This is a genomic window from Streptomyces sp. NBC_00386 (genome assembly GCF_036063235.1).
GTDB lineage: Bacteria > Actinomycetota > Actinomycetes > Streptomycetales > Streptomycetaceae > Streptomyces.
The window spans coordinates 4,254,837-4,276,487 of the sequence record NZ_CP107950.1 but is presented as its reverse complement, the minus strand read 5'-3'; the positions used below and the strand labels follow the sequence as shown (position 1 = coordinate 4,276,487).

The window sequence follows — 21,651 nt, the reverse complement described above, 5'->3', positions numbered from 1 at the left end:
GGGGCGCCCTCCCCGAGGAGGGCGCCCCCATCGACGTACCGCGTGGTGGTCCGGTCAGTCGCTGTCCTGCGTGCCGATGCCGAGGCCCGGCAGGAGGCCGGGGAGCAGCGGCGGCAGGGTGACATCGGGTTCGCTCGTCGCACTGCTCTTGCTGCTGCCGGACGACGGAGAGGTGCTGGTGTCGTCCTGCGGCGGGTCGAGCAGACCCCCGGTGCTGCCGCCGAGCAGGCCCTCGCCGCTGCTGCCCGAACTGGACGGCTTGGGCTTGCCGCTGCTGTGGCTCTCGCCCGTCGATCCGCTGCTGGCGCTGGGTGCCGGAGTCTCCGTACCCGGCGAGGCGGTGGACTCCTCGCTCTTGCCCCGGTGACGGCCGGTGCCCTCGGGGGCGGGCGTCTTGGGCAGCAGCGAGCGCAGCGGGTCGACCTCGTCGTCTATGGCCTCGAAGACCGACGAGACCTGGTCACTGACGTCACCGAGCTGCACGGGCAGTCGGTCGCGCAGTGCGCCCCAGGCCTCGCGGTGCGACTGGGAGAACGCGGACAGGGTCTGGATGGGGCCCAGTGAGCCGTCCCGTTCGTACGCCTCGTGCAGCAGCCGGTGCCCCTCGGAGGCGTCGTGCTGCATGCCGGACAGAGCGCGGCGGATCTCGCCCATGGACTCGTGGTCGAGTTGTCCCGAGCGGCCCCGCTCCATCAGCCGACGGGCTTCGCTCAGGCGGTTCGAGGCCTGGTCGAGATAGAGCTCGCCCCGGTCGCTGTCGCCGTCGGCCAGACCCAGCTTGATGTCTTCCATGCCGCGCTTGAGCCCGTAGAGCGAGTCACCGGGCAGGGCGTCGGAGCTCGCGGCGGCCACACCGCCGAAGGCTCCGGCGGCCACACCGACGGTGAGCCCGCCCGCGGCCAGTCCTTTGGACAGCCGGGACCGGGGCCGCAGCTTCCCCAGTCCGGTCGCCCGGTGCGAGCCCTTGGCCCTATGGGACCGCTGTTCGGGCAGGCCACGGCCCGGACCCTCGCCTCCGGCGGCGGTGCCTTCCTGCAGCATGGCCTCCATCGCGGCGACGAGCTGGGCTCGCTGCACGATCTTGACCTCCGGGTCCAGCTCCGGTTGGGGCAGCTCGCCGAGACCGGTGGCGAGGGCCAACAGCAGCCCTTGCCCGGTCTGTTCCGCAGCAGCCCGGGACGGTGCCGACCCATCGGGCTGCTCGGCCGCCGTGCCCTGGTCGATCTCCTCCAGGGCCTGGGCGAAGGCGTTCGCCCGCCGGTGTGTTGATACGTTCGCGATCACTGGCGGCACCTCCTCTCGTCATGACGGTCGACTCCCCAGGGGGTCCTGAGGGTTGCACCCCCTGGCCGTGTCCACACGATCGGGTGATCGGCGACGGCCAAGGCGTGACCACAGGGAGCCTGTATCCCGCACAACGAGCGTCACGGCACTTGGGTTACGGACGACAGATGTGCGGACCGCGAAGTCAACAGACTTTTACAGAAGGTGAGTTGGACGTCGCTGAGCGTGCGGGGCCACTGTGGTCGAAAGCGGGCTCAGCGGACGTCTTCGGGCAGGAGCCGGGCCAGCGTGCGGACGGCCCGGTACTGGAGGGTCTTGATGGCGCCCTCGTTCTTGCCCATCACCCGGGCGGTCTCGGCGACCGAGAGCCCCTGGAGGAAGCGGAGTGTCACGCACTCCTGCTGCTGAGGGTTGAGCCGTTTCACGGCGTCGAGCAGTGCGGCGTTCGACAGGGACTCCAGGACGGAGTCCTCGGGAGAGCGCTCGACCTCGTTGGCGTCGAGCATCTCGCCGGTGGTCACTTCCAGCCGGAAGCGGCTGGACTTGAAATGGTCGGCCACCAGGTTCCGGGCGATGGTCACGAGCCAGGCGCCGAAGTCACGCCCCTGCCAGGTGAAGGTGCCGATCCGTCGCAGCGCCCGCAGAAAGGTCTCACTGGTGAGGTCCTCGGCGGTCGCCTTACCTCCAACCCGGTAGTAGATGTAGCGGTACACGGTGTCGCTGTACTGGTCGTAGAGCCGTCCGAAGGCGTCGGCCTCGCCGGCCTGGGCGCGCTCCACGAGATCCATCATCCGGGCGCTGTCACTGTCCGCGGCCGGACGGCGTGCGGTGGTGGCCGAGCCTGAGCGGCCCCGCCTGCCGACCGCCGCGTTGCCGTCGGCCAGGGCGTAGCAAGGTCCGACGGGCGCGGGGAGGGCGAAGGCGGGGACGGCGTACGCGGTGGGGACGAAGCCGCGCAGACGGTCCAGGACCGTTGCGCGCAGCGTAGCCAGGCCCGAGGCGTCAACCCCGACGTGTGAGTACACGGGACTCCCAGAGGCAGAGCTTCCATCACGTGCAGTGCGGGACCTTTCACCCGTCGTGGCGACGGAAGGGCACCGGTTTGCGTCTGAGGAGAATAACGCTTCGTACAGGCAGCACTACACCCAGTTGCTAAAATCATCGATTACGACGGTTTTGGCACGGATCGATGCCTGTTCAAGTGCCGATCGGCGATCGCTTGTTGATCGCATCGGTTCGTGTTCCGTCTGAGTGCAGGGCGTGTTGTGCCCGCCTGCGGAACGCGCGACTGAGTCGCCCACCACGTGGGTATGACGATGTGATTGCCTTCGCGGCCGACGGCCCCACCCCAGGTCCGGACAGGTTTTCGCCCTCTCCGCCCCTACCCGTCCCTTACCTGGGGCTCCGCTCCGGACCCCGCTCCTCGAACGCCGGAGGGGCTGAAACTCACGCCCGCACGCACCCAAGCGGGCCCGTACCCGCAGCCGGGATCCGGCGGAAGGGGCCGCGCCGGTACATCGATGCCCGTCGCCACCGACGGCCACGCCTCACCCAACGGCGACGGGCTGATGCACCGGCACGGCCCCGACCCCCCACCGGACAGGAAGCGCGCCCGCAAACGCCAGAGGCGAGCTACCGGCGGCGACGGTGCAGCGCGATCGCGGCGGCCGTGCCGCCGGCCACCGCGCCGACCCCGGCCGCGGCGGGAATCCCGACCTTCGCGGCCTTGCGCGCCGTGCGGTAGTCCCGCAGCCGCCAGTCGAAGTCCCGCGCGTGCTTGCGCAGTTTCGAGTCAGGGTTGATCGCGTACGGGTGTCCGACCAGCGAGAGCATCGGAATGTCGTTGTGCGAGTCGCTGTAGGCCGCGCAGCGGGACAGGTCCAGGTCCTCCGCGGACGCCAGCGCCCGTACGGCTTCCGCCTTCGCCGGACCGTGCAGGGGCTCGCCGACCAGCTTGCCCGTGTAGATCCCGTCCACCGATTCCGCGACCGTGCCCAGGGCGCCCGTGAGGCCGAGCCGCCGTGCGATCACCGTGGCGATCTCCACCGGTGCCGCCGTGACGAGCCACACCTTCTGGCCGGCGTCCAGGTGCGCCTGGGCGAGCGCGCGGGTGCCGGGCCAGATCCGCTCGGCCATGTACTCGTCGTAGATCTCCTCGCCGATCGACATCAGCTCGGAGACCCGGTGGCCCTTCACGATCGACAGCGCGGAGTCACGCGCTTCCTGCATGTGCTCGGGGTCCTCGACACCGGCCAGCCTGAACCACGCCTGCTGCCAGGCGAACTTCGCGAGGTCGCGGGTCTCGAAGAACTTCCGCTTGTACAGCCCGCGTCCGAAGTGGAAGAGGGCAGCACCTTGCATCACGGTGTTGTCGAGATCGAAGAACGCGGCGGCCCTGTCGTCGCCGAGCACCGGGAAGTCCGGTTCCTCCACGGCGTCCGGTGGTGCCAGTTCTTCCAGTTCCTGCAGTTCCTGCGAGGACTTGCGCGCTGCCTCCGCAGAGGCCTCGCCTGCCAACACGCTCCGCGCGGTTGCGGAGCGCCTACGGGGAGTGAGCCATCCGAGAGCGGCCATGTCGTGAGCATAGCCAGTCTGTTCGGCGCTTCCGGAGTCGACAGGATTCGGTGCTGTGAACTCTCCGAGGCCATGCCGTTAAACGAGCGGTCCGGCGCGCCGCCGGCCGGCGCGCCGGACTCGTGCGCGGGTCCGGACCGCGCGAGGCGCCGGGCGTGCCCGCCGGGCGTCCGGGGCGGGAGAATGGCACGCATGAGCCCCATGTTCCGGCGCAGCGACCGCCGTACGGAGACGAAGGCGCCCGCGGAGCACCTGGTCACGCTGATCAGGAAGCCCGGGTGTCATCTGTGTGATGACGCACAGGAAGTGATCGAGAAGGTGTGTTCCGATCTCGGGGTTCCCTGGGAGGGGAAGGACATCACCGAGGACGAGGAGCTGCACCGCCGGTACTGGGAGCAGATCCCGGTCGTGCTGGTGGACGGCGCGCAGCACACCTTCTGGCGCGTGAACGAGGAACGCCTTCGCAAAGCCCTGACGCGGTGAGCCGTGAGCGGGGAGGCCGGGCGCGCCCGTGATGTATCCCGACTTGTGACCTGCCCGAGCAGCCCAAGGCGTCCGGAAAGTCGCCTAGGATCGACGGCGATTGGTCTCGGGGGCGGGATTCGTTGAGGAGAGTGTGCGGTTTTGCCCCCTTCAGGTGCGGAGCGGAGTCGTCCGCGCGCCGGTTGCATACGGGCGTGCCGGGCATGCGTGACCCCGGTCACGTTGGCCGGGCAAATCGGACACCGTCTTTGTGCACGCGTTCACAAAGACATAGCCTGCATTCGACGGGGCGGTCTGGGAACGTGTGACCGCCTGCAGCCCCGCTCTACCCGCAGGAGCACCGTGGCAACTGGCCGAACTCACCGACCGGCGACCCGCAGCCGAGGAATTCCCGAGGCCACCGTCGCCCGGCTTCCGCTGTACCTCCGAGCCCTCACCGCACTGTCGGAGCGCTCGGTACCCACGGTCTCATCCGAGGAACTCGCGGCCGCGGCGGGGGTCAACTCCGCGAAGCTGCGCAAGGACTTCTCCTACCTCGGCTCCTACGGGACGCGTGGTGTGGGGTACGACGTCGAGTATCTCGTGTACCAGATCTCCCGGGAACTGGGCCTGACCCAGGACTGGCCGGTAGTGATCGTCGGCATCGGCAACCTCGGTGCGGCACTGGCCAACTACGGAGGGTTCGCGTCCCGCGGATTCCGCGTGGCCGCGCTCATCGACGCCGACCCCGCGATGGCCGGCAAGCCCGTCGCCGGGATTCCGGTGCAGCACACGGACGACCTGGAAAAGATCATCGACGAGAACGGTGTCTCGATCGGTGTCATCGCCACCCCGGCCGGGGCCGCCCAGCCCGTCTGCGACCGCCTGGTCGCCGCCGGAGTCACCTCCATCCTGAACTTCGCGCCGACCGTCCTGTCCGTCCCGGACGGCGTCGACGTGCGCAAGGTCGACCTCTCCATCGAGCTGCAGATCCTCGCGTTCCACGAGCAGCGCAAGGCCGGCGAGGAGGCCGAGGCGCAGGCCGGTGCCGCCGCCCAGGCCGAGCGGGAGAACAACGGCAAAGGGCCCGACGGGGACGTTCCCGCCGTGATGCCGGCATGAGTCTCCTCGTCGTCGGGCTGAGCCACCGCAGCGCTCCGGTCAGCGTCCTCGAACGGGCCGCGCTGTCCGCGGACGCGCAGGTCAAGCTGCTCCAGGACACCCTCGCCACCGAGCCGGCCACCGAGGGCGCGGTCCTCGCGACCTGCAACCGCATCGAGCTGTACGCCGACGTGGACAAGTTCCACGCGGGCGTCGCCGAGCTGTCCACGCTCCTCGCCCAGCACAGCGGCGTCGGCCTGGAGGAGCTCACTCCCCATCTGTACGTGCACTACGAGGACCGGGCCGTCCACCACCTCTTCTCGGTGGCCTGCGGCCTGGACTCGATGGTCGTCGGCGAGGGCCAGATCCTCGGCCAGATCAAGGACGCGCTCGCCACCGCGCAGGAGCTGCACACCGCGGGCCGCCTCCTGAACGACCTGTTCCAGCAGGCCCTGCGGGTCGGCAAGCGCGCCCACTCCGAGACCGGTATCGACCGCGCCGGACAGTCCCTGGTCACCTTCGGCCTGGAGCAGCTGTCCGCCGGACGGGCGGTCGAGGCCTGGGCCAAGGGCAAGAAGGCCCTCGTCATCGGCGCGGGCTCGATGTCCTCGCTGGCCGCCGCGACGCTCGCGCGCATCGGCGTCGGCGAGATCGTGATCGCCAACCGCACCCCCGACCGCGCCGAGCGCCTCGCCGAGATCCTCACCGGCGGCGACGACACGGACGTGCTGGCCCGCGCGGTACCGATGGACTCGGTGCCGGTCGAGCTGACACGTGCCGACATCGCCGTCTCGTGCACCGGGGCGACCGGGCTCGTCCTGACGGCCGAGACCGTCGCGGCCGCCGTCGAAGGACGTACGGGAACGCCCGCGGCACGGCGCGAGACGGCGGCCGGCCCGGCCGGTCACCTCGCTCCCGCCGGAGCCGAGGACGCCTGCCCGCTGGACCTGTCCGCCGTGCAGGGCGCCACCGGCTTCTCCGTCATGGGAGAGGCTGCCGTCGCCGGCATGGACGCGGCCACCCTGGAGCAGCACGCCGCCTGGGTGGACAAGGGCACCGGAACCGTCGAGCGCCGCGACAGCCGTCGTACGCCCGCCGAGGACGCCGAAGCCGACGCCGAGATCATCGCCGCGCTGGCCGTCTCCGCGGCGACGGCGGGCCGCATCCCCGAGCGCCGCAGGCCCGAACCCGTCGCCGAGGCGCCCCGCCCCGCGCCGGTGCTCGCGCTCCTCGACCTCGCGATGCCCCGTGACATCGACGCGGCCGTGCACCGGCTGCTCGGTGTACGGTTCGTCGACCTGGAGACGCTTGCCGAAGCTTCCGCGGACGCGCCGATGGCCGCCGATGTGGACCAGGTGCGCCGGATCGTCTCCGACGAGGTGGCCGCGTTCGGCGCCGCCCAGCGGGCCGCGCACATCACGCCCACCGTCGTCGCGCTGCGAGCCATGGCGGCCGACGTCGTCGCGAACGAGATCTCGCGGCTGGACGGACGGCTGCCGGACCTCGACGACAAGCAGCGCGGCGAGATCACCCAGACCGTGCGGCGCGTCGTCGACAAACTGCTGCACGCGCCGACCGTACGGGTCAAGCAACTCGCCGCCGAACCCGGCGGCGCCGGGTACGCGGACGCGCTGCGGACCCTGTTCGACCTGGACCCGGAGACGGTCGCCGCCGTCTCGCGGGCCGAGAACAACACCGAGAACGCCAAGAACCGAGGGCGAGCATGAGTGAGCAGGCTTTGAGGCTGGGGACCAGGCGCAGCAAACTCGCCATGGCCCAGTCCGGGCAGGTGGCGGATGCCGTGAGCCGGGTGACCGGACGGCCCGTCGAGCTCGTTGAGATCACGACGTACGGCGATGTCTCCCGCGAGAACCTCGCGCAGATCGGCGGCACGGGCGTCTTCGTGACCGCGCTGCGCGAGGCACTGGTGCGCGGGGAGGTCGATTTCGCCGTGCACTCCCTCAAGGATCTGCCGACCGCGCAGCCCGAGAACCTCGCGCTGGCCGCCGTGCCGGTGCGCGAGGACGTCCGCGACGTGCTCGTCGCCCGCGACGGACTGACCTTCGAGCAGCTTCCGGACGGCGCGCGCGTCGGCACCGGTTCGCCGCGTCGTATGGCCCAGCTCAACGCGTACGCGCGCAGTCACGGCATGTCGATCGAGACGGTCGCCATCCGAGGCAACGTCGACACCCGAATCGGGTACGTCCACTCCGGGGAGCTCGACGCCGTCGTCCTCGCCGCAGCCGGACTGAACCGGATCGGCCGAATAGACGAGGTCACCGACTTCCTGTCGGTCGACACCGTTCTGCCCGCCCCCGGCCAGGGGGCCCTGGCGATCGAGTGCGCCGCGGACAACGCGGACCTCGTCGCCGCGCTCGCCGAGCTCGACGACCCGTTCACCCGGGTCGCCGTGACCGCCGAGCGATCTCTGCTTGCCGCCCTGGAGGCCGGCTGCAGCGCTCCTGTGGGCGCGTACGCCGACCTGCTGGCCGACGGGCAGATTGTCAAGGAGATGCGCCTGCGCGGCGTCGTCGGCATGACCGACGGCTCGACGCTGGTGCAGCTGTCCACCACCGGTCCCGTGCCCGAGACACATGACCAAGCGATGTCGCTCGGCCGTGAACTCGCTGCCGAGATGCTTGCCAAGGGCGCGGCCGGTCTGATGGGGGAGCGAGCACTGTGAGCCCCACCAAATTTCCCACCGGTCCGGTCCATGGGCACGTCACCTTCCTGGGTGCCGGACCCGGAGATCCAGGGCTGCTGACACTGCGCGCCGTCGAGGCGCTGGCGAACGCGGACGTCCTCGTCGCCGAGCACGACGTGCTCGACGTGGTGCGCGTTCACGCCAGACAAGGCGTCGCCGTTCTGAACACGGATCCGGACACTTCGCCGGTTCCGTACCCGGGCACAGGCACGCCTCAGCTGACGGTTGTTGACGGCGTGTCAACGACCGTTGGTGACCCCGCGTCGAGGGACGCTGCCAATCTTGTCATGACGGCCGCGCGGGGCGGCAAGCGGGTCGTACGTGCGGTGTCCGGTGACCCCGGGCTCGACACCTACGCCGCCGAGGAGATGCTGGCCTGCGTCGCCGCGGGTGTTCCGTTCGAGGTGGTGCCCGGCATCGCGGCCGCCGTCGGTGTGCCCGCGTACGCGGGTGTGCCACTGCGGGACGCCCAGGGCGCGGACGTCCGGTTCGTCGACGCGCGGACCGCCTCGAACCGCTGCTGGACCGAGGTCGGAGCCTCCGACGGCACCGTCGTGGTGTCGTCGACGCTCGACTCGGTGGCCGCGGCCGCGGGTGAGCTGGTGGCCTCCGGCCGCAAGCCCGACACCCCGATCTCCGTGACGATCGCCGGTACGACGACCCGCCAGCGCACCTGGTCGGCCACCCTCGGCACGATCGCGCAGACGCTGAAGCAGGCGAAGGTGCTGCCGTCCCCGGACGGTGGCCGCCCGGTCATAGCCGTGGTCGGTGAGCGTTCCTCCGCCGCCCAGCGCGACCAGCTGTCGTGGTTCGAGTCCAAGCCGCTGTTCGGCTGGAAGGTGCTCGTGCCGCGTACGAAGGAGCAGGCGGCGTCGCTCTCCGACCAGCTGCGGTCGTACGGGGCCGTGCCCTACGAGGTGCCGACGATCGCCGTCGAGCCTCCGCGCACGCCCCAGCAGATGGAGCGCGCGGTCAAGGGTCTGGTGACGGGCCGCTACGAGTGGATCGCCTTCACCTCGGTCAACGCCGTCAAGGCCGTGCGGGAGAAGTTCGAGGAGTACGGGCTCGACGCCCGTGCTTTCGCGGGCATCAAGGTCGCGGCGGTGGGCGAGCAGACCGCGAACGCGCTCGTCGCCTTCGGCGTGAAGCCGGACCTGGTGCCGAGCGGTGAGCAGTCGGCCGCGGGCCTGCTGGAGGACTGGCCACCCTACGACCCGGTCTTCGACCCGATCGACCGTGTCTTCCTTCCCCGGGCCGACATCGCCACGGAGACCCTCGTCGCCGGGCTCATCGAGCTGGGCTGGGAGGTCGACGACGTCACGGCGTACCGCACCGTGCGCGCGTCGCCGCCGCCGGCCGACACCCGTGAGGCGATCAAGAGCGGCGGCTTCGACGCGGTGCTCTTCACCTCGTCGTCGACCGTGCGGAACCTGGTCGGCATCGCCGGCAAGCCGCACAACGTGACCGTGATCGCCTGCATCGGTCCGGCTACGGCCAAGACGGCCGAGGAGCACGGGCTGCGGGTGGACGTGATGGCTCCCGAGCCCTCCGTGCACAAGCTGGCGGAGGCACTGGCCGAGTTCGGCCTGCGCCGCCGTGCCGCCGCGCTGGACGCCGGTGACCCGGTGACCCGCCCGAGCGAGCGCCGCCCGGGCTCGCGTAGGCGCCGGACCACCTGACGCCCCGCGCCCTCGAAGCGCACACGCCCCGCCGCCTCCTACGGGAGACGGCGGGGCGTGCTTCGTTGTGCGGCCGGTCAGACGGACGGCAGGAAGGCCGCCCAGGCGGTCGGGGCGAGGCTGAGGCGGGGGCCGCCGGGGTTCTTGGAGTCCCGGACGAGGATGCGGTCCGGGACGACGGCCATCTCGACGCAGTCGGGGCCGTCAGCCGTGCTGTAGCTGCTCTTTATCCACTCCGGCCTGGCGTCGGCCGCGGAAGCCTTGAGCGTCATGTCTTTGTGTCTCCCAGTGCTTTCTCGATGAAGGCCAACGACTCCTGAGGGCTGAGAGCCTGCGCGCGAAGGACTCCGTAGCGGATGTCGAGGACCGTCGTTTCCTTGGGGTCGGTCATCACCCGGCTGCTGAGAGGCGCCTCACTGAACGCGACGGTGCCCCCGTCTCTGAGCTTGAGGAGCCTGAACGAACCGTCGGTCCCCGCGTTCTCCTCGCGGTCGAGGGGCAGGACTTGAAGGTCCACGTTGCGCCACTGGCTCACCTCCAACAGCCGTTCGAGCTGCTGTCGCATCACCATCTTGCCCCCGATGGGCCTGCGCAGAGTCGACTCGCACTGAACGAAGCTGAAGACGCGCGGTCCCGCCGAGGGATCGAGGATCTTCTGACGTGCACAGCGTGCCGCGACCTGCTGCTCCACCTCGTCCTCGGTGAACGGCGGTCGCCGTGCGTCGAAAATTGCCCGCGCGTACTCCACGGTCTGCAACAACCCATGAATCACCGAGTTGTTGTAGGCGCAGAGCTCGATCGCATCCGCCTCCAGCCTCTTCAAGTCCCGTACCTTCTTCGGATACCGGACCTCCGCCAAGTCCTCCTTCAGCGCCGCGAGTCTGCCGCCCGCCGACAGGATCTCGTCCGCGCGGTCCAGGTACTCGGGCCGGGGGATGCGCCGACCCCGTTCCACGGAGGACACCTGCTCCTCCCCGTACCCGATGGCCGTCCCGAACTCGGCCTGGGTGAGCCCGGCCGACTCCCGCCAGAGCTTCAGCTGACGCTGGACGGTCCTCATCACGGCCCCGGCCTCTTCGTCGTCCTCCAGCCCCGCGTCCCCGTCGCTCACGCCCGCCGACCTCCCGCCACGCGCTTCCCTGCCCAACACCGACACCCGCTCCCCGGTCACCCCGGACAGCCCGGACAGAACCGGACGCCACCCGGACAGACACCGTCCGCACGGGCTGCCGTCCTTCACAGATTAGGTACGTGAGAACACGTTGAGTCACGTGAATCAGCGAACCGCGCACTCTCCGCTCCACCATTTCTCGGTCCCGCTCTCCGCCACCCGGCGCGGCGCCCGCCTCGCCCGGCTGCTCGCGGCCGGGCAACTGCACGACTGGGGACTGCCCTTGGACCCGGCCCGGCTCGTCGTCGCCGAACTCGCCTCGAACGCCGTCCTGCACGGCCGCGTCCCCGGCCGGAGTTTCCGTCTCACCCTGTCCGTCTTCGCTCCCCGGACACTGCGCGTGGAGATCGCAGACGCCCGGGGCGAACGGTGGCCCACCCGGATGCGGGACGGCGCCGGAGGGCAAGCCGAGTCCGGCTACGGGCTGCTGATCGTGGAGGAGTTCGCGGACCGTTGGGGCGTTCGGTCGGGGCCGGTGCCGTGCAAGACGGTGTGGGCGGAACTCGATCTCGGGCCTCGCCGGTGACGAGCGAACCGGAGCCCGGCGAGGAGTACTTCGGTGGCCGGTGCTTCGGGGCGGCGGGCGGTAAAAGACCAAAGAACCCGGGGGGAAACCGACCAACCGACCAAACCCGGCTCATGTCACACGAGCGGGTGAAACAGGCCGGTACGGGTGGCGCGCGGGCGGTCCGGACCTGCACGCTCACCGCAGGCAACGTCCACAACTCCACATGCCCACACATGCTTCGGCCCCCGCCGGGACGGCAATCCCAGTGCGAGGGCCTGACCAAAGAGGAAGCCAAACCCTTCCCCCATGGCTGTGACCAAGCTTATCGATGCGCTGCTCCCGAAGCAGGGAGTACGCCGCAACGCCACCCACTCCGGCGTTACGCACGTACGTGAGTACCAGCCCGACCGGTACACGATCGTCGGCAACCATCTTGCCCAGCACCGGGGGCTCTCCGCGACCGCGATCGGGATCGCCGTGCACATCCTGTCGCTGCCCGAGGGCTCGCGGGTCGACATCCGCAGCCTCGCCGAGTGGTTCCCCGAGGGGCGGGCCCGGATCGCCTGCGCGCTGCGGGAGTTGGAGGCGCGAGGCTATGTCGAGCGGGTCCGGGAACGGCTCCCGTCCGGGCAGATGATCACCCGTACGTACGCCTTCCACGCCCCCGCGCTCACCCGGGCCCGGCGGGAGGGAGAGCCGGAAACGGCCGCCGCCCCGGCGGCCCCTCCGATGAAGGCTGCCCCGCCCCCGAACCGAGCGGCCCCGTACCGCACGGCCCCGGACCTCCCCGCCTCCGGCGGCCTGCCCTGCGACGCCGTGCCCGAGCCGGTCATGGCACCCGACGCCGTGCGCGTCGGCACATCGGCCACCGAGGCCGAGACCGCCGAGCCCCCGAAGCCGTCCCGCGACGAGCACCACGACGAGGCCGAGGCGCTGCTCGCCGGGCTGCGCCGGACCGACATCCGGTTGACGCTGTCCGGGCGGGAGGTACGGCGTCTGGCTCCGCTGGTCGTCGCCTGGTTCGAGAACGGTCTCGGCAGGGCGTCGGTGATCCATGCCCTGACGGATGGCCTTCCCCTCCATGTGCGGCACCCGGCCGGCTTCCTCCGCAACCGTCTGCTGGACCTGCTCCCACCAGCGCTGCCATCCCTTCCGGGGGCAGGCGAGGCCGAGCCGCTCCCGAGCCGGCCCCTGCCCCCTCCACCCGCCATGGCGACCTGCGAAGGGGGCTGCGACAGGGGCTTCAGAGCGCCGTTCCGGGGAGCGTGGTGCCGTGACTGCCGTGCCGCCCGGCCCGGCGAAGCTCCGGTGGCTCCGGTGGATGTCACCGCCCTCGGCTCTCTCCCGACGTGGCGCGGAGGCCCCTCGGGCTCCGACGCCGAGTCGGTAAAGGTGCTCCCGTGACGGGCGTAGCGTAGACGGTATGACGAAGTACGGATCCTTCCCCGGTACGCGTCCGCGGCGGCTGCGCACCACGCCCGTCATGCGCCGGATGGTCGCCGAGACCCGGCTGCACCCGGCCGACTTCATCCTCCCCGCGTTCGTCCGCGAGGGTGTGAGCGAGCCGGTGCCGATCAGCTCGATGCCCGGGGTCGTGCAGCACACGCGGGACAGTCTGAAGAAGGCGGCCGTGGAGGCGCTGGAGGCCGGGGTCTCCGGGATCATGCTCTTCGGGGTTCCCGAGGACGAGAAGAAGGACGCCGTCGGGACGCCCGGCACCGACCCGGACGGGATTCTGCAGGTCGCCCTGCGCGACGTCCGCGCCGAGGTCGGCGACGAACTGCTCGTGATGTCCGACCTGTGCCTCGACGAGACCACCGACCACGGGCACTGCGGTGTGCTCGACGATCAGGGCAGGGTCGACAACGACGCGACCCTGGAGCGCTACGCCGAGATGGCCCAGGTGCAGGCCGACGCGGGCGCCCATGTCGTGGGCCCCAGCGGGATGATGGACGGTCAGATCGGCGTCGTCCGTGACGCGCTCGACCAGATCGGCCGCGAGGACGTGGCGATCCTCGCCTACACCGTCAAGTACGCCTCCGCCTTCTACGGCCCGTTCCGGGAGGCCGTCGGCTCGTCCCTGAGGGGCGACCGCAAGACGTACCAGCAGGACCCGGCGAACGCACGGGAGTCGCTGCGGGAGTTGGCGCTGGACCTGGAGGAGGGCGCCGACATGGTGATGGTGAAGCCCGCCGGTCCCTACCTCGACATCCTCGCCCGCGTCGCCGACGCGTCCGACGTGCCGGTCGTCGCCTACCAGATCTCCGGCGAGTACTCGATGGTCGAGGCCGCCGCCGAGAAGGGCTGGATCGACCGGGACAAGGCCATCCTGGAGTCCCTGACCGGCATCAAGCGCGCCGGTGCGCAGAACATCCTCACGTACTGGGCGACCGAGGTCGCGCGGAACCTCCGCTAGCCTCCCCGCGGGGCGGGGCGGGACGGTTCCGCGCGACCTCGGCCGGGGTCGCGCCCGCTCAGTACGCGAGCGCGTCGTCCAGGCCCTGCTGCCAGTACGTCACCGTGAGCTTGTCGTCGATGTAGACGCCCTTCGCGGGGAGGGCCGGAGTGGCGCTGCGGCCCTTGTCGAAGCCGATCTCCAGAGTCTTGGCGGTGTAGCCGTTGGTCCCGCTGCCGTCGGCGGCCGACAGCAGCACACCGGCGTAGCCGGACTCGCCGGGGGCGAGGGTCACGACCGCCTGTGGGTGCGTCTCCTCCGCGACCGGCGGGACGGACTGGGCCTCGGCGAACCGGGCGATCGGATAGCCGGTCAGGTCGCAGTTCCTCGTGCCGGTGTTGGTGACGGTGAGCAGCAGGTGGTTGAGCGGACGGGACACCGCGGTCGCGGTGGTCTTCGTCGTGGAGCCGTCGCAGGCGACGTTCCTGGTGCCGGCCTGCCCGGTGGAGCCGGTCTTGGAGCCGGTGCCGTTCTTCTTGCCGGAGCCCTGTGTGGAGCCGGCGGCCGTGGACGTGCTCTTCGAGCCGCCCGTCGAGCCGCCCGAGCCGCCCGTCGAGCTCGCGGTGCCGTTGCCCGCGGGCTTCGCCGTCGAACTCGCGTCTGCCGCCGGTCCGCTCGGCTGCGCCGAGGAAGCGGACGTGTCGGACGGGCCTTCGCCGCGTACGCCGTTGCCGTCGTTGCACGCCGTCAGCGTCAGCGCGGCGAGTGTGATCGCCGTGGCGGCGAGGAAGCGGGTACGGGCAGTACGTGCGGTGCGTGCGGACATGGTGATCCCCCTGTGGATGTCGCTGTGGGTGTGGCTATGGGTGTGGGTGTCCTGATGCAACGGCCGCCCGGCCGGTCGGGAAGGGCGGCGTGCTTGGATGGCCACAGCTTGGGCGGTGATCCGTCCCGGCCGCCACAACCGGCGGCGGATACGGGACGCCGGAACGCCGGCATCGGGTCTGACCTGGGGGAATGACATGCCCCTGGAACACCGGCCCGGAACACGGGGGATGGAGGAACGGGTGGCAGGGAACGAGTTCGCGGGCCTTCTGGGGGAGCTGAAGGAGCGGTCCGGGCTCAGTTACGGGGTGCTCGCCAAACGGCTGCACGTGAGTACGTCCACGTTGCACCGGTACGTCAACGGGGATGCCGTACCGACGGATTACGCGCCCGTGGAGCGGCTCGCGCGCGCGTGCCGGGCCACTCCCGAGGAGCTCGTGGAACTGCATCGCCGGTGGGTCCTCGCGGACGCGCTGCGGGGACAGGCGAACAGCGCTGAGTCGAACGGGGCCGGGGCGAATCGGGCCGGAGCGAATCGGGCTGGGGCGAACAGGGCTGAGGCGGACGGGACTTCGGGTGGCTCCTCCGGGGCGGTCGACGGTCCGGACGGCGGCGCGGCGGATGCGCCGGGGTCCGCACCGGCGGCCGGGCCAGGCAACGGGCGGGGGACCAGGCCGGGTTCCGAGTCCGGAAACAGGCAGGAGAGTGGGCCGGGTTCCGAGTCCGGGAGCGGGCAGGGGAACCGGCCCGGGGACGCGGTCAGGGGCGAGACCGGTACCGGGCGGAAGCCGGCTCGCGACGCCGCTGCTTCGGCGCCGGTGCGGTGGAGCCGCCGGGCCGTGGTGCTCGCCGGAACCGGGGCCGTCGTGGCGGCCGCGGTCGTGTCCACCGCGCTGACCGCGCGGTTCGGGTCCGGAGGCGGTGAGGACGACACGAAGGGGAAGGCCGTCGCCATCGGCGTCCCGTCCCTCCCGAGCGCGAGCCGGACCGGTGCGACACCCGGCGCGCACCACGGGTCCACCTCGGCCTCCCCGTCGCACGGCACCCGCCCCCGGCCGACCGGTTCGACGATCGCCGGGGCCGTCGACGAGCACGGCACGGCCGACGGCGGCACGTCAGGCAAGGGCGAGGAAGGGGCCGGAGCGCCGACCGTCGTGGCGAACGCGTACAAGTGGGACAGCCCGTGCAGCCAGCACTACTTGGTGAACCGGGACGCCCCGCAGGTGCCGCCGCCGCCGTCGAGCGAGTCGGACGCGCGCGGCTGGGTCACCGCGCTCGGCGGGGTCGCGAGCGGGGAGCAGATGCTCGCCCTGACGGTGCAGGGCACGGGCAGGGCGACCGTCGTCGTGGAAGCACTGCACGTGCGGGTGGTGCGGAAGGACGTTCCACTCGCTTGGAACGACTACGCGATGGGCGTGGGCTGTGGCGGAGGTGTCGAGACGAAGTCGTTCACCGTGGACCTCGACGCGGGGCGGCCCGTGACCGGGCTCAAGGGCGGACAGCGGGACTTCCCGTACAAGGTCAGCGAGTCCGACCCCGAGGTCTTCTACGTGTTCGCGGACGCACGGGCGCACGACGTGAGCTGGTACCTGGAACTCGACTGGTCCAGCGGGACGAAGAGCGGCACGGTGCGCGTCGACGACCACGGGAAGCCGTTCCGGACGAGCGGGAACACAGGCCGGCCCGCGTACAACCATCCGCTGGGCGGCAGCGAGTGGGTATCGGCTCCCTCCGAGTGATCGGGGCGCGATCAAGTCCCTTCAGGAGTTAGGTTGTTGGCCGTTGGACGACGCGACTCTCCAGGGAGATGCCCATGTCAGGTGACGCCCTCAGCCAGGACCCCGCCGAGCTGAGAAGGAGGATCGACACCAGCAAGGCGCACCCCGCCCGGGTCTACGACGTCCTCCTCGGCGGCAAGGACAACTACCCCGTCGACCGGAACGCGGCCGCCGCCGCGCTCGCCGCCAACCCGCGCGGCTACCTCGACGTCCGGCACAACCGGGACTTCCTGCGCCGCGCCGTGACCGCGCTCGCGACGGAGGACGGCATCCGGCAGTTCCTGGACATCGGCACCGGACTGCCCACGCAGGAGAACGTCCACCAGATCGCCCAGCGGATCACCCCGGATTCGCGGGTCGTGTACGTCGACAACGACCCGGTGGTCCTGGCCCACGCGCGCGCCCTGCTCACCAGCGGACCCGAGGGGCGTACGGACTACATCGACGCGGACCTCAAGGAGCCCAAGCAGATCCTCGAACAGGCCGCCGAGACCCTCGACTTCGCGCAGCCCGTCGCCCTGGTCCTGGTCGCCATCCTGCACTTCGTCGAGGACGCGGAGGCCTACCCCATCGTGCGCGGGCTCGTCGACGCGCTGCCGTCCGGCAGCCGCCTGGTCCTCAGCCACCTCACCGAGGACCTGAACGCGGAGAACATTCGCGCGGTCCAACGGACCTTCACCGAGCGGGGATTCACCTTCGTCCTGCGCTCGAAGGCCGAGGTCGAGCGCTTCTTCACCGAGAACGGCCTGGTCCTGGACGAGCCCGGTGTCGTCCCCGCCCACCACTGGCACCCCGACGGCAACATCCCGGCCCCCGAGACCGCCGAACCCGCCTTCCTCGCCACGCTCGACGCCGTCGACAAGGTCCGCTACCTCGACATCAACGACGTCACGGACGCGGACATCAACGTGTACGTCGCCACGGGAGTCAAACCCTAGGCGCCATAGGTGAGTTGCGATCCGTCCGCATCGCGGAACCGGCGGGTGTAGAGGCCACGTACCTGCCTAGGGTCGGTCAGGGGCGGCCCCGGCACGACGGGGCCGCCCGCAAGCGCGCCCGCAAGGACGTCGTCCCCGAGGGCGCCGTCCCCGAGGGCACCGCCCGCAAGGACGCCGTCGCCAAGGACAAGGAGCCGTCACCGTGACCGTCACCGAACCCGCCGCCACGACCGCACCCGTGCCCCCGCTCGCCGCGAGAGCCACCGCGATCGGCGGCTCGCCGGTACGGGACATCCTCGCGGTCACCGCACGCCCCGAGGTGATCAACTTCGCGGGCGGGCTGCCCGCTCCGGAACTGTTCGACGCGGACGGCATCGCGGCCGCGTTCCGGGACGTCCTCGCCGAGGAGCCCGAACGGGCCCTTCAGTACTCGACGACCGAGGGCGAACCATCGCTGCGGACGGCCCTCGCCGACCGCACGAGCGCGCGCGGACTGCCCACTGGGCCGGACGACATCCTCGTCACCACCGGCTCGCAGCAGGCCCTGTCGCTGCTCGCCACCGCCCTGCTCGAACCCGGCGACACCGTTCTCGTCGAAAGCCCCTGCTATCTGGCGGCACTTCAGGCGTTCGCCTTCGCGGGCGCGCGCGTGCTGGCCGTGCCGGGCGACGACGAGGGCATCGACCCCGACGCCCTCGGTGAACTCGTGGCCCGCGAGCGCCCGAAGCTGCTCTACACCGTCCCCACCTTCCAGAACCCGACCGGACGCACGCTGCCGGCCGACAGGCGGGCCGCCGTCGCCCGCGCCGCCGCCGCGCACGGCCTGTGGATCGTCGAGGACGACCCGTACGGAGAACTGCGCTTCGAGGGCGAGCGGGTCCCGTGGATCGCCTCCCACGACGGCGCCGGGGACCGGACGGTCCTCCTCGGCTCGTTCTCCAAGGTGATGGCGCCCGGCCTGCGGCTGGGCTGGCTGAGGGCACCCGCGGCACTGCGGCGCGCGTGCGCCGTCGCCAAGCAGGCCGCCGACCTGCACACCCCGACCGTCAACCAGCTCGCCGCCGCCCGCTATCTGGCCGACCGCGACCTGGACTCCCACGTGGCCCAGGTCGCGGCCGTCTACCGCGAACGGCGTGACGCCATGCTCGCGGGAATCGCCGCCGCCCTCCCGGCCGGATCCACCTGGACCCGCCCGCAAGGCGGCATGTTCCTCTGGGCCCGCCTGCCCGAGCGCTACGACACCACGGCCCTGCTCCGCCCGGTGGTGGACCAGGGCGTGGCCTACGTCCCCGGTGCCCCCTTCTACGCGGGCACACCGGAGACGTCGACCCTGCGCCTGTGCTTCGTCACCCAGACGCCGGAGGAGATTGCCGAGGGCTTGCGGAGGCTGGGGACGGGGTTGCGGAAGGAGAGGTAGGGGACGGGGTGGCGGACGGGGCCGCGGAGGTAGGAGACGGGGTCGGGGTTGCCGAGGTAGGGGACGGGGAGGCAGGAGACGGGGTCGCTGAGCCAGGGGACGTGGACGGGGTCGCGTCGCTCGGGGACGGGGCCGCGGAGGTGGAGGGAGTCGTCCGGACCGTGTCCCGGACGGCCGGCCGCTGGCCGATCCTGTCCACCACCCCTTGCGCCACGACGGCTCTGACCTGTGAGAACCTCCCGTTCTTCTCCGAGATTCCCCGCTCGAACATCCCGAGGTAGGCGTAGGTCGTCGGGTCGAAGATGAGGCCGAACGACTCTCCGGGGTAGGAGACCGCTACGCCGTGCCGGCCGAGCGCGTCCACATGGTCGTGGTCGATCCTGACGGCGGGCATCTTCGCGATGGCCTCGAACGCGGCGGCCCGCAATCCCGGAGGCGGGACCCGGGGCCCCCGCAGGAACATGCACGCGTCCATGTACGCCCCCGAGTCCGGGTCCGTCCCAGGGATCTTGCTGCCCCGGAACCACTTGAGGAGCTCGTCGGGGTCGGTCGGCCACTTCTTCAGCTTCGAGTACTGGAGGGGGATCGACTGCATCTGGTGCTTGGTCAGCGGTGGTTCGTCCTGAATCCTGCCGTTGTAGATGGACCGGCTGGTCTTGGAGCCGTCCACCGACAACCAGTACTCGTCGACGAGCCGCAGCTTCCGCCCGCGCCGGTCGTAGGTCCGATGGGTGATCTCCTTGGCGTACATGTACTGGTCGTCGCGAGGGATCGGCAGAGTGTCGTCCGCACGTGACCGGTCCGCGGCCCTGCGCAGCACCTGGGCGGCGTTGAGCTCGGTCAACTGTGGTCCCCCGGCGCGGACGGCGAGGAGCGTCGTGCCGGCCACCGCCGCGGTGCCGGTGGCCGCGATCGCCGCGCGGAACATCAGCCGCCGGGACAGCGGACGCTGCCGCGCGAGGGCTCCGCTCCCGTCGCCGGTCTCCTCGCCGATGGCGGTCTGCAACCGGGCGAAGGCCACGGCGCGCGCCCGGTCGGTCGGTGCGGCCTGCTCGGCCGCGAGGTCGCGTACAAGGCTGAGGTCATCCACGGCGGGGTTCCTCCTGTTCCTCTCGAAAGGCTGTGGGATCCGACCCGCCCAGTGCTTCGCGCAGCTTCTTCCGGGCCCGGTGCAGCCGTGAGCGCACGGTGCCCACCGGTATGCCCAGGGCCTCGGCGGCCTCCGCGTAGTCGAGGTCTCCCCAGGCGATCACCAGCAGGACGTCCCGGTGGCGCGCGGGCAGCTTCGCCAGGGCCGCCGACAGGGCGCCGCGCGTGCCCTCGGCACTGATCCGGGCGGCCACCCGCTCCGCCAGCGGCTCGCCGCCGCCCTCGTCGCCGGGAGCCGTGGAGACGACCCGCGACAGCGCCCGCAGGCGCCGTGCCTCGGCCCGCCGGTGCCCGCCGATCAGACGCGTGACGATGCCGTACAGCCAAGGGCGCGCGTGCGGCTTCGACAGGTCGTAACGGCGGCGCCGCTGGAAGGCGACCACGAAGGTCTCGGCCATCAGATCGTCGGCCGCCTCGGTGCCGAGCCGCCTGGCCGCGTACCGGTGGATGTCGTCGGCGTAGCGGTGGAACAGCTCGGCGAACACATCGGGTTCGGCCCAGGACCGCTCGATCACCGAGGCGTCGGAATCGCCGTCCGCGCCCACGCCCGCACCGGCACCGTCGCCGGGGTCCGAGCCGGTGTCGGTGGCCAAGGCCCTGGGCGGACGGTGGACTCCGACGCTCGGTGAGACGGTCATCGGTCGCCTCTCAGGCTCATGGATCTCCTCGAAGAGGGGGCAGGGTCACCCGTTGTCCGCCGAAGCCCGCTTTCGAGTTCCTGTTTCGGACCGAGGAATTTCCCGACGGCCGGACGAACCGCTCAGTCCCACCAGAAGGACCACACCCGCTCGTTCAGCACCTCCTGCTCGGCGTACTCGCGCAGGGTCTCGTGGTCGCCCTGGGCGATGTTGTCCGGGCAGAACGCGAAGTGCTCCGCCGCGACCGCCTCGGCCTCGGCCACCGTGGTCGGCGGAGCCGCCACCGAGAGCACCAACCGGTCGGGGGTGAGTGCCACCACGCGGATGCCGAAGCGGTCCTCCCACGAGCGCAGCACGGCGCACAGACGCGCCACGTCGTTCTCGTGGTTCAAGGGTGCCGACCAGCCGATCGACGCCGGGATGTCGGCACTGCGGCGCGCCGGGACCAGGGCGAGCCGGGGCTGTCCCAGCCAGGAGCCGGGCCGGGCCAGGAAATCGGCGGTCTCGGCGGCGCGGGCGTCCGGATCCGCGTCGAGCGGGGTCGCGGCGGCCAGGCCCGGCCACAGCGGCCCGTACGGCGCGACCATCTCGGCGATGGTCGGCCCTGGCCCGAAGATCTTGTCGGCCTCCTCCTCACCGGGGCAGTCCTCGTCCGCGCCGGGTTCGTGCGCCGCGTGCTCCTCCCAGAACTCCGCCAGCACCTCTTCGGCGTCGTGATCCCCGGCGTACGACATCTCGTCGGGCGCCAACCCCCATTCCTCCAGGCCGCTCTGCGGGCCGTCCAGGCCCAGCAGCACCGGCAGCAGACCCGAGGCACGGGCGGGGGACAGGACCGCCCAGCCCCCGGGAGCCCCCCGGTCCTCGGCGTGCCACAACAGAGGCTCGTGCCACGGGCCGTCGACCGTCACGTCGATCAGTCTCCCGGGCGGGAGGTCGAGTCCGAGCACACGCCCGCTAGGGTCTGCCGCCAGCCGAGGCAGCGGATTGGGAAGAGTCGCCATGCCGGTGACTGTAGGGGCCGCCACTGA

General features: G+C 71.3%; 21 protein-coding genes. 12 read left to right on the top strand and 9 right to left on the bottom strand.

Annotated elements, in window-relative coordinates; genetic code table 11:
• Positions 1 to 54 precede the first annotated feature (54 nt).
• The 3 genes from OG780_RS18730 to OG780_RS18720 form a co-directional block, all read right to left on the bottom strand.
• The gene (locus tag OG780_RS18730) at positions 55 to 1,284 is read right to left on the bottom strand and encodes a DUF5667 domain-containing protein (RefSeq protein WP_328449662.1); all 1,230 of its coding nucleotides are present in this window, start codon (positions 1,282 to 1,284) and stop codon (positions 55 to 57) included.
• A gap of 254 nt (positions 1,285 to 1,538) precedes the next feature.
• On the bottom strand, positions 1,539 to 2,309 hold the full coding sequence (locus OG780_RS18725; RefSeq protein WP_326786275.1) for an ECF subfamily RNA polymerase sigma factor, BldN family: 771 nt from the start codon (positions 2,307 to 2,309) through the stop codon (positions 1,539 to 1,541).
• 607 nt (positions 2,310 to 2,916) lie between these two features.
• Complete coding sequence (locus OG780_RS18720) at positions 2,917 to 3,858, bottom strand: HAD family hydrolase (RefSeq protein WP_328449658.1); 942 nt, start codon at positions 3,856 to 3,858, stop codon at positions 2,917 to 2,919.
• A 183-nt stretch (positions 3,859 to 4,041) separates the two neighbouring features.
• Between OG780_RS18720 and OG780_RS18715 the strand changes: the two genes are divergently transcribed.
• The 5 genes from OG780_RS18715 (at position 4,042) to OG780_RS18695 (ending at position 9,804) form a co-directional block, all read left to right on the top strand.
• Positions 4,042 to 4,341, top strand: coding sequence for a glutaredoxin family protein (locus OG780_RS18715; RefSeq protein ID WP_328449656.1), 300 nt, complete (start codon positions 4,042 to 4,044; stop codon positions 4,339 to 4,341).
• Positions 4,342 to 4,683: 342 nt separating this feature from the next.
• Positions 4,684 to 5,442: a redox-sensing transcriptional repressor Rex gene (locus tag OG780_RS18710; protein WP_328449654.1), complete on the top strand. Its 759-nt coding sequence runs from the start codon at positions 4,684 to 4,686 to the stop codon at positions 5,440 to 5,442.
• Positions 5,439 to 7,148 carry a glutamyl-tRNA reductase gene (locus OG780_RS18705; RefSeq protein ID WP_328449652.1) on the top strand — a complete coding sequence of 570 codons (1,710 nt, stop codon included), beginning with the start codon at positions 5,439 to 5,441 and terminating at the stop codon, positions 7,146 to 7,148. Before OG780_RS18710 ends, OG780_RS18705 begins: the two co-directional genes overlap by 4 nt.
• Complete coding sequence (hemC, locus tag OG780_RS18700; RefSeq protein ID WP_328449650.1) at positions 7,145 to 8,104, top strand: hydroxymethylbilane synthase; 960 nt, start codon at positions 7,145 to 7,147, stop codon at positions 8,102 to 8,104. Before OG780_RS18705 ends, hemC begins: the two co-directional genes overlap by 4 nt.
• Positions 8,101 to 9,804 carry a bifunctional uroporphyrinogen-III C-methyltransferase/uroporphyrinogen-III synthase gene (locus OG780_RS18695; RefSeq protein WP_328449648.1) on the top strand — a complete coding sequence of 568 codons (1,704 nt, stop codon included), beginning with the start codon at positions 8,101 to 8,103 and terminating at the stop codon, positions 9,802 to 9,804. Before hemC ends, OG780_RS18695 begins: the two co-directional genes overlap by 4 nt.
• A 77-nt stretch (positions 9,805 to 9,881) precedes the next feature.
• Here OG780_RS18695 and OG780_RS18690 read toward each other — a convergent pair whose 3' ends face one another.
• Together OG780_RS18690 and OG780_RS18685 are read right to left on the bottom strand one after the other, a co-directional pair.
• Positions 9,882 to 10,076, bottom strand: coding sequence for a DUF397 domain-containing protein (locus tag OG780_RS18690; protein WP_328449646.1), 195 nt, complete (start codon positions 10,074 to 10,076; stop codon positions 9,882 to 9,884).
• Positions 10,073 to 10,915 (bottom strand): helix-turn-helix domain-containing protein, encoded by an 843-nt coding sequence (locus OG780_RS18685; protein WP_328449645.1) that lies wholly within the window; start codon positions 10,913 to 10,915, stop codon positions 10,073 to 10,075. The genes OG780_RS18690 and OG780_RS18685 overlap by 4 nt, the downstream gene beginning before the upstream one ends.
• A gap of 151 nt (positions 10,916 to 11,066) precedes the next feature.
• Here OG780_RS18685 and OG780_RS18680 point away from each other — a divergent pair, with 151 nt between their 5' ends.
• The 3 genes from OG780_RS18680 (at position 11,067) to hemB (ending at position 13,899) form a co-directional block, all read left to right on the top strand.
• Complete coding sequence (locus tag OG780_RS18680) at positions 11,067 to 11,501, top strand: ATP-binding protein (RefSeq protein ID WP_443062173.1); 435 nt, start codon at positions 11,067 to 11,069, stop codon at positions 11,499 to 11,501.
• Between the two features lie 288 nt (positions 11,502 to 11,789).
• Positions 11,790 to 12,887, top strand: coding sequence for a helix-turn-helix domain-containing protein (locus OG780_RS18675; protein ID WP_328449642.1), 1,098 nt, complete (start codon positions 11,790 to 11,792; stop codon positions 12,885 to 12,887).
• A 19-nt stretch (positions 12,888 to 12,906) separates the two neighbouring features.
• Entirely contained in the window at positions 12,907 to 13,899 is a 993-nt protein-coding gene (gene hemB, locus OG780_RS18670; protein ID WP_328449640.1) for a porphobilinogen synthase, read from the top strand.
• A 58-nt stretch (positions 13,900 to 13,957) separates the two neighbouring features.
• On the opposite strand, the gene OG780_RS18665 is transcribed toward hemB, so the two are convergent.
• Positions 13,958 to 14,704, bottom strand: a complete 747-nt coding sequence (locus OG780_RS18665; RefSeq protein WP_328449638.1) for a DUF4232 domain-containing protein — start codon at positions 14,702 to 14,704, stop codon at positions 13,958 to 13,960.
• Positions 14,705 to 14,933: 229 nt separating this feature from the next.
• Here OG780_RS18665 and OG780_RS18660 point away from each other — a divergent pair, with 229 nt between their 5' ends.
• From OG780_RS18660 to OG780_RS18645, 4 genes are all read left to right on the top strand, one after another.
• Entirely contained in the window at positions 14,934 to 16,442 is a 1,509-nt protein-coding gene (locus OG780_RS18660) for a transcriptional regulator (RefSeq protein ID WP_328458234.1), read from the top strand.
• 74 nt (positions 16,443 to 16,516) lie between these two features.
• The gene (locus tag OG780_RS18655) at positions 16,517 to 17,419 is read left to right on the top strand and encodes an SAM-dependent methyltransferase (protein ID WP_328449636.1); all 903 of its coding nucleotides are present in this window, start codon (positions 16,517 to 16,519) and stop codon (positions 17,417 to 17,419) included.
• A gap of 14 nt (positions 17,420 to 17,433) precedes the next feature.
• On the top strand, positions 17,434 to 17,625 hold the full coding sequence (locus OG780_RS18650) for a hypothetical protein (RefSeq protein WP_328449634.1): 192 nt from the start codon (positions 17,434 to 17,436) through the stop codon (positions 17,623 to 17,625).
• Entirely contained in the window at positions 17,622 to 18,836 is a 1,215-nt protein-coding gene (locus OG780_RS18645; RefSeq protein WP_328449632.1) for an aminotransferase-like domain-containing protein, read from the top strand. The genes OG780_RS18650 and OG780_RS18645 overlap by 4 nt, the downstream gene beginning before the upstream one ends.
• Here OG780_RS18645 and OG780_RS18640 read toward each other — a convergent pair.
• From OG780_RS18640 to OG780_RS18630, 3 genes are all read right to left on the bottom strand, one after another.
• Complete coding sequence (locus OG780_RS18640; RefSeq protein ID WP_328449630.1) at positions 18,766 to 19,926, bottom strand: CU044_5270 family protein; 1,161 nt, start codon at positions 19,924 to 19,926, stop codon at positions 18,766 to 18,768. The genes OG780_RS18645 and OG780_RS18640 overlap by 71 nt on opposite strands.
• The gene (locus OG780_RS18635) at positions 19,919 to 20,578 is read right to left on the bottom strand and encodes an RNA polymerase sigma factor (protein WP_443062172.1); all 660 of its coding nucleotides are present in this window, start codon (positions 20,576 to 20,578) and stop codon (positions 19,919 to 19,921) included. The genes OG780_RS18640 and OG780_RS18635 overlap by 8 nt, the downstream gene beginning before the upstream one ends.
• 167 nt (positions 20,579 to 20,745) lie before the next feature.
• A complete protein-coding gene (locus OG780_RS18630) occupies positions 20,746 to 21,624 on the bottom strand; it encodes a DUF4253 domain-containing protein (RefSeq protein WP_328449628.1) in 879 nt (292 codons plus the stop codon).
• Positions 21,625 to 21,651 lie beyond the last annotated feature (27 nt).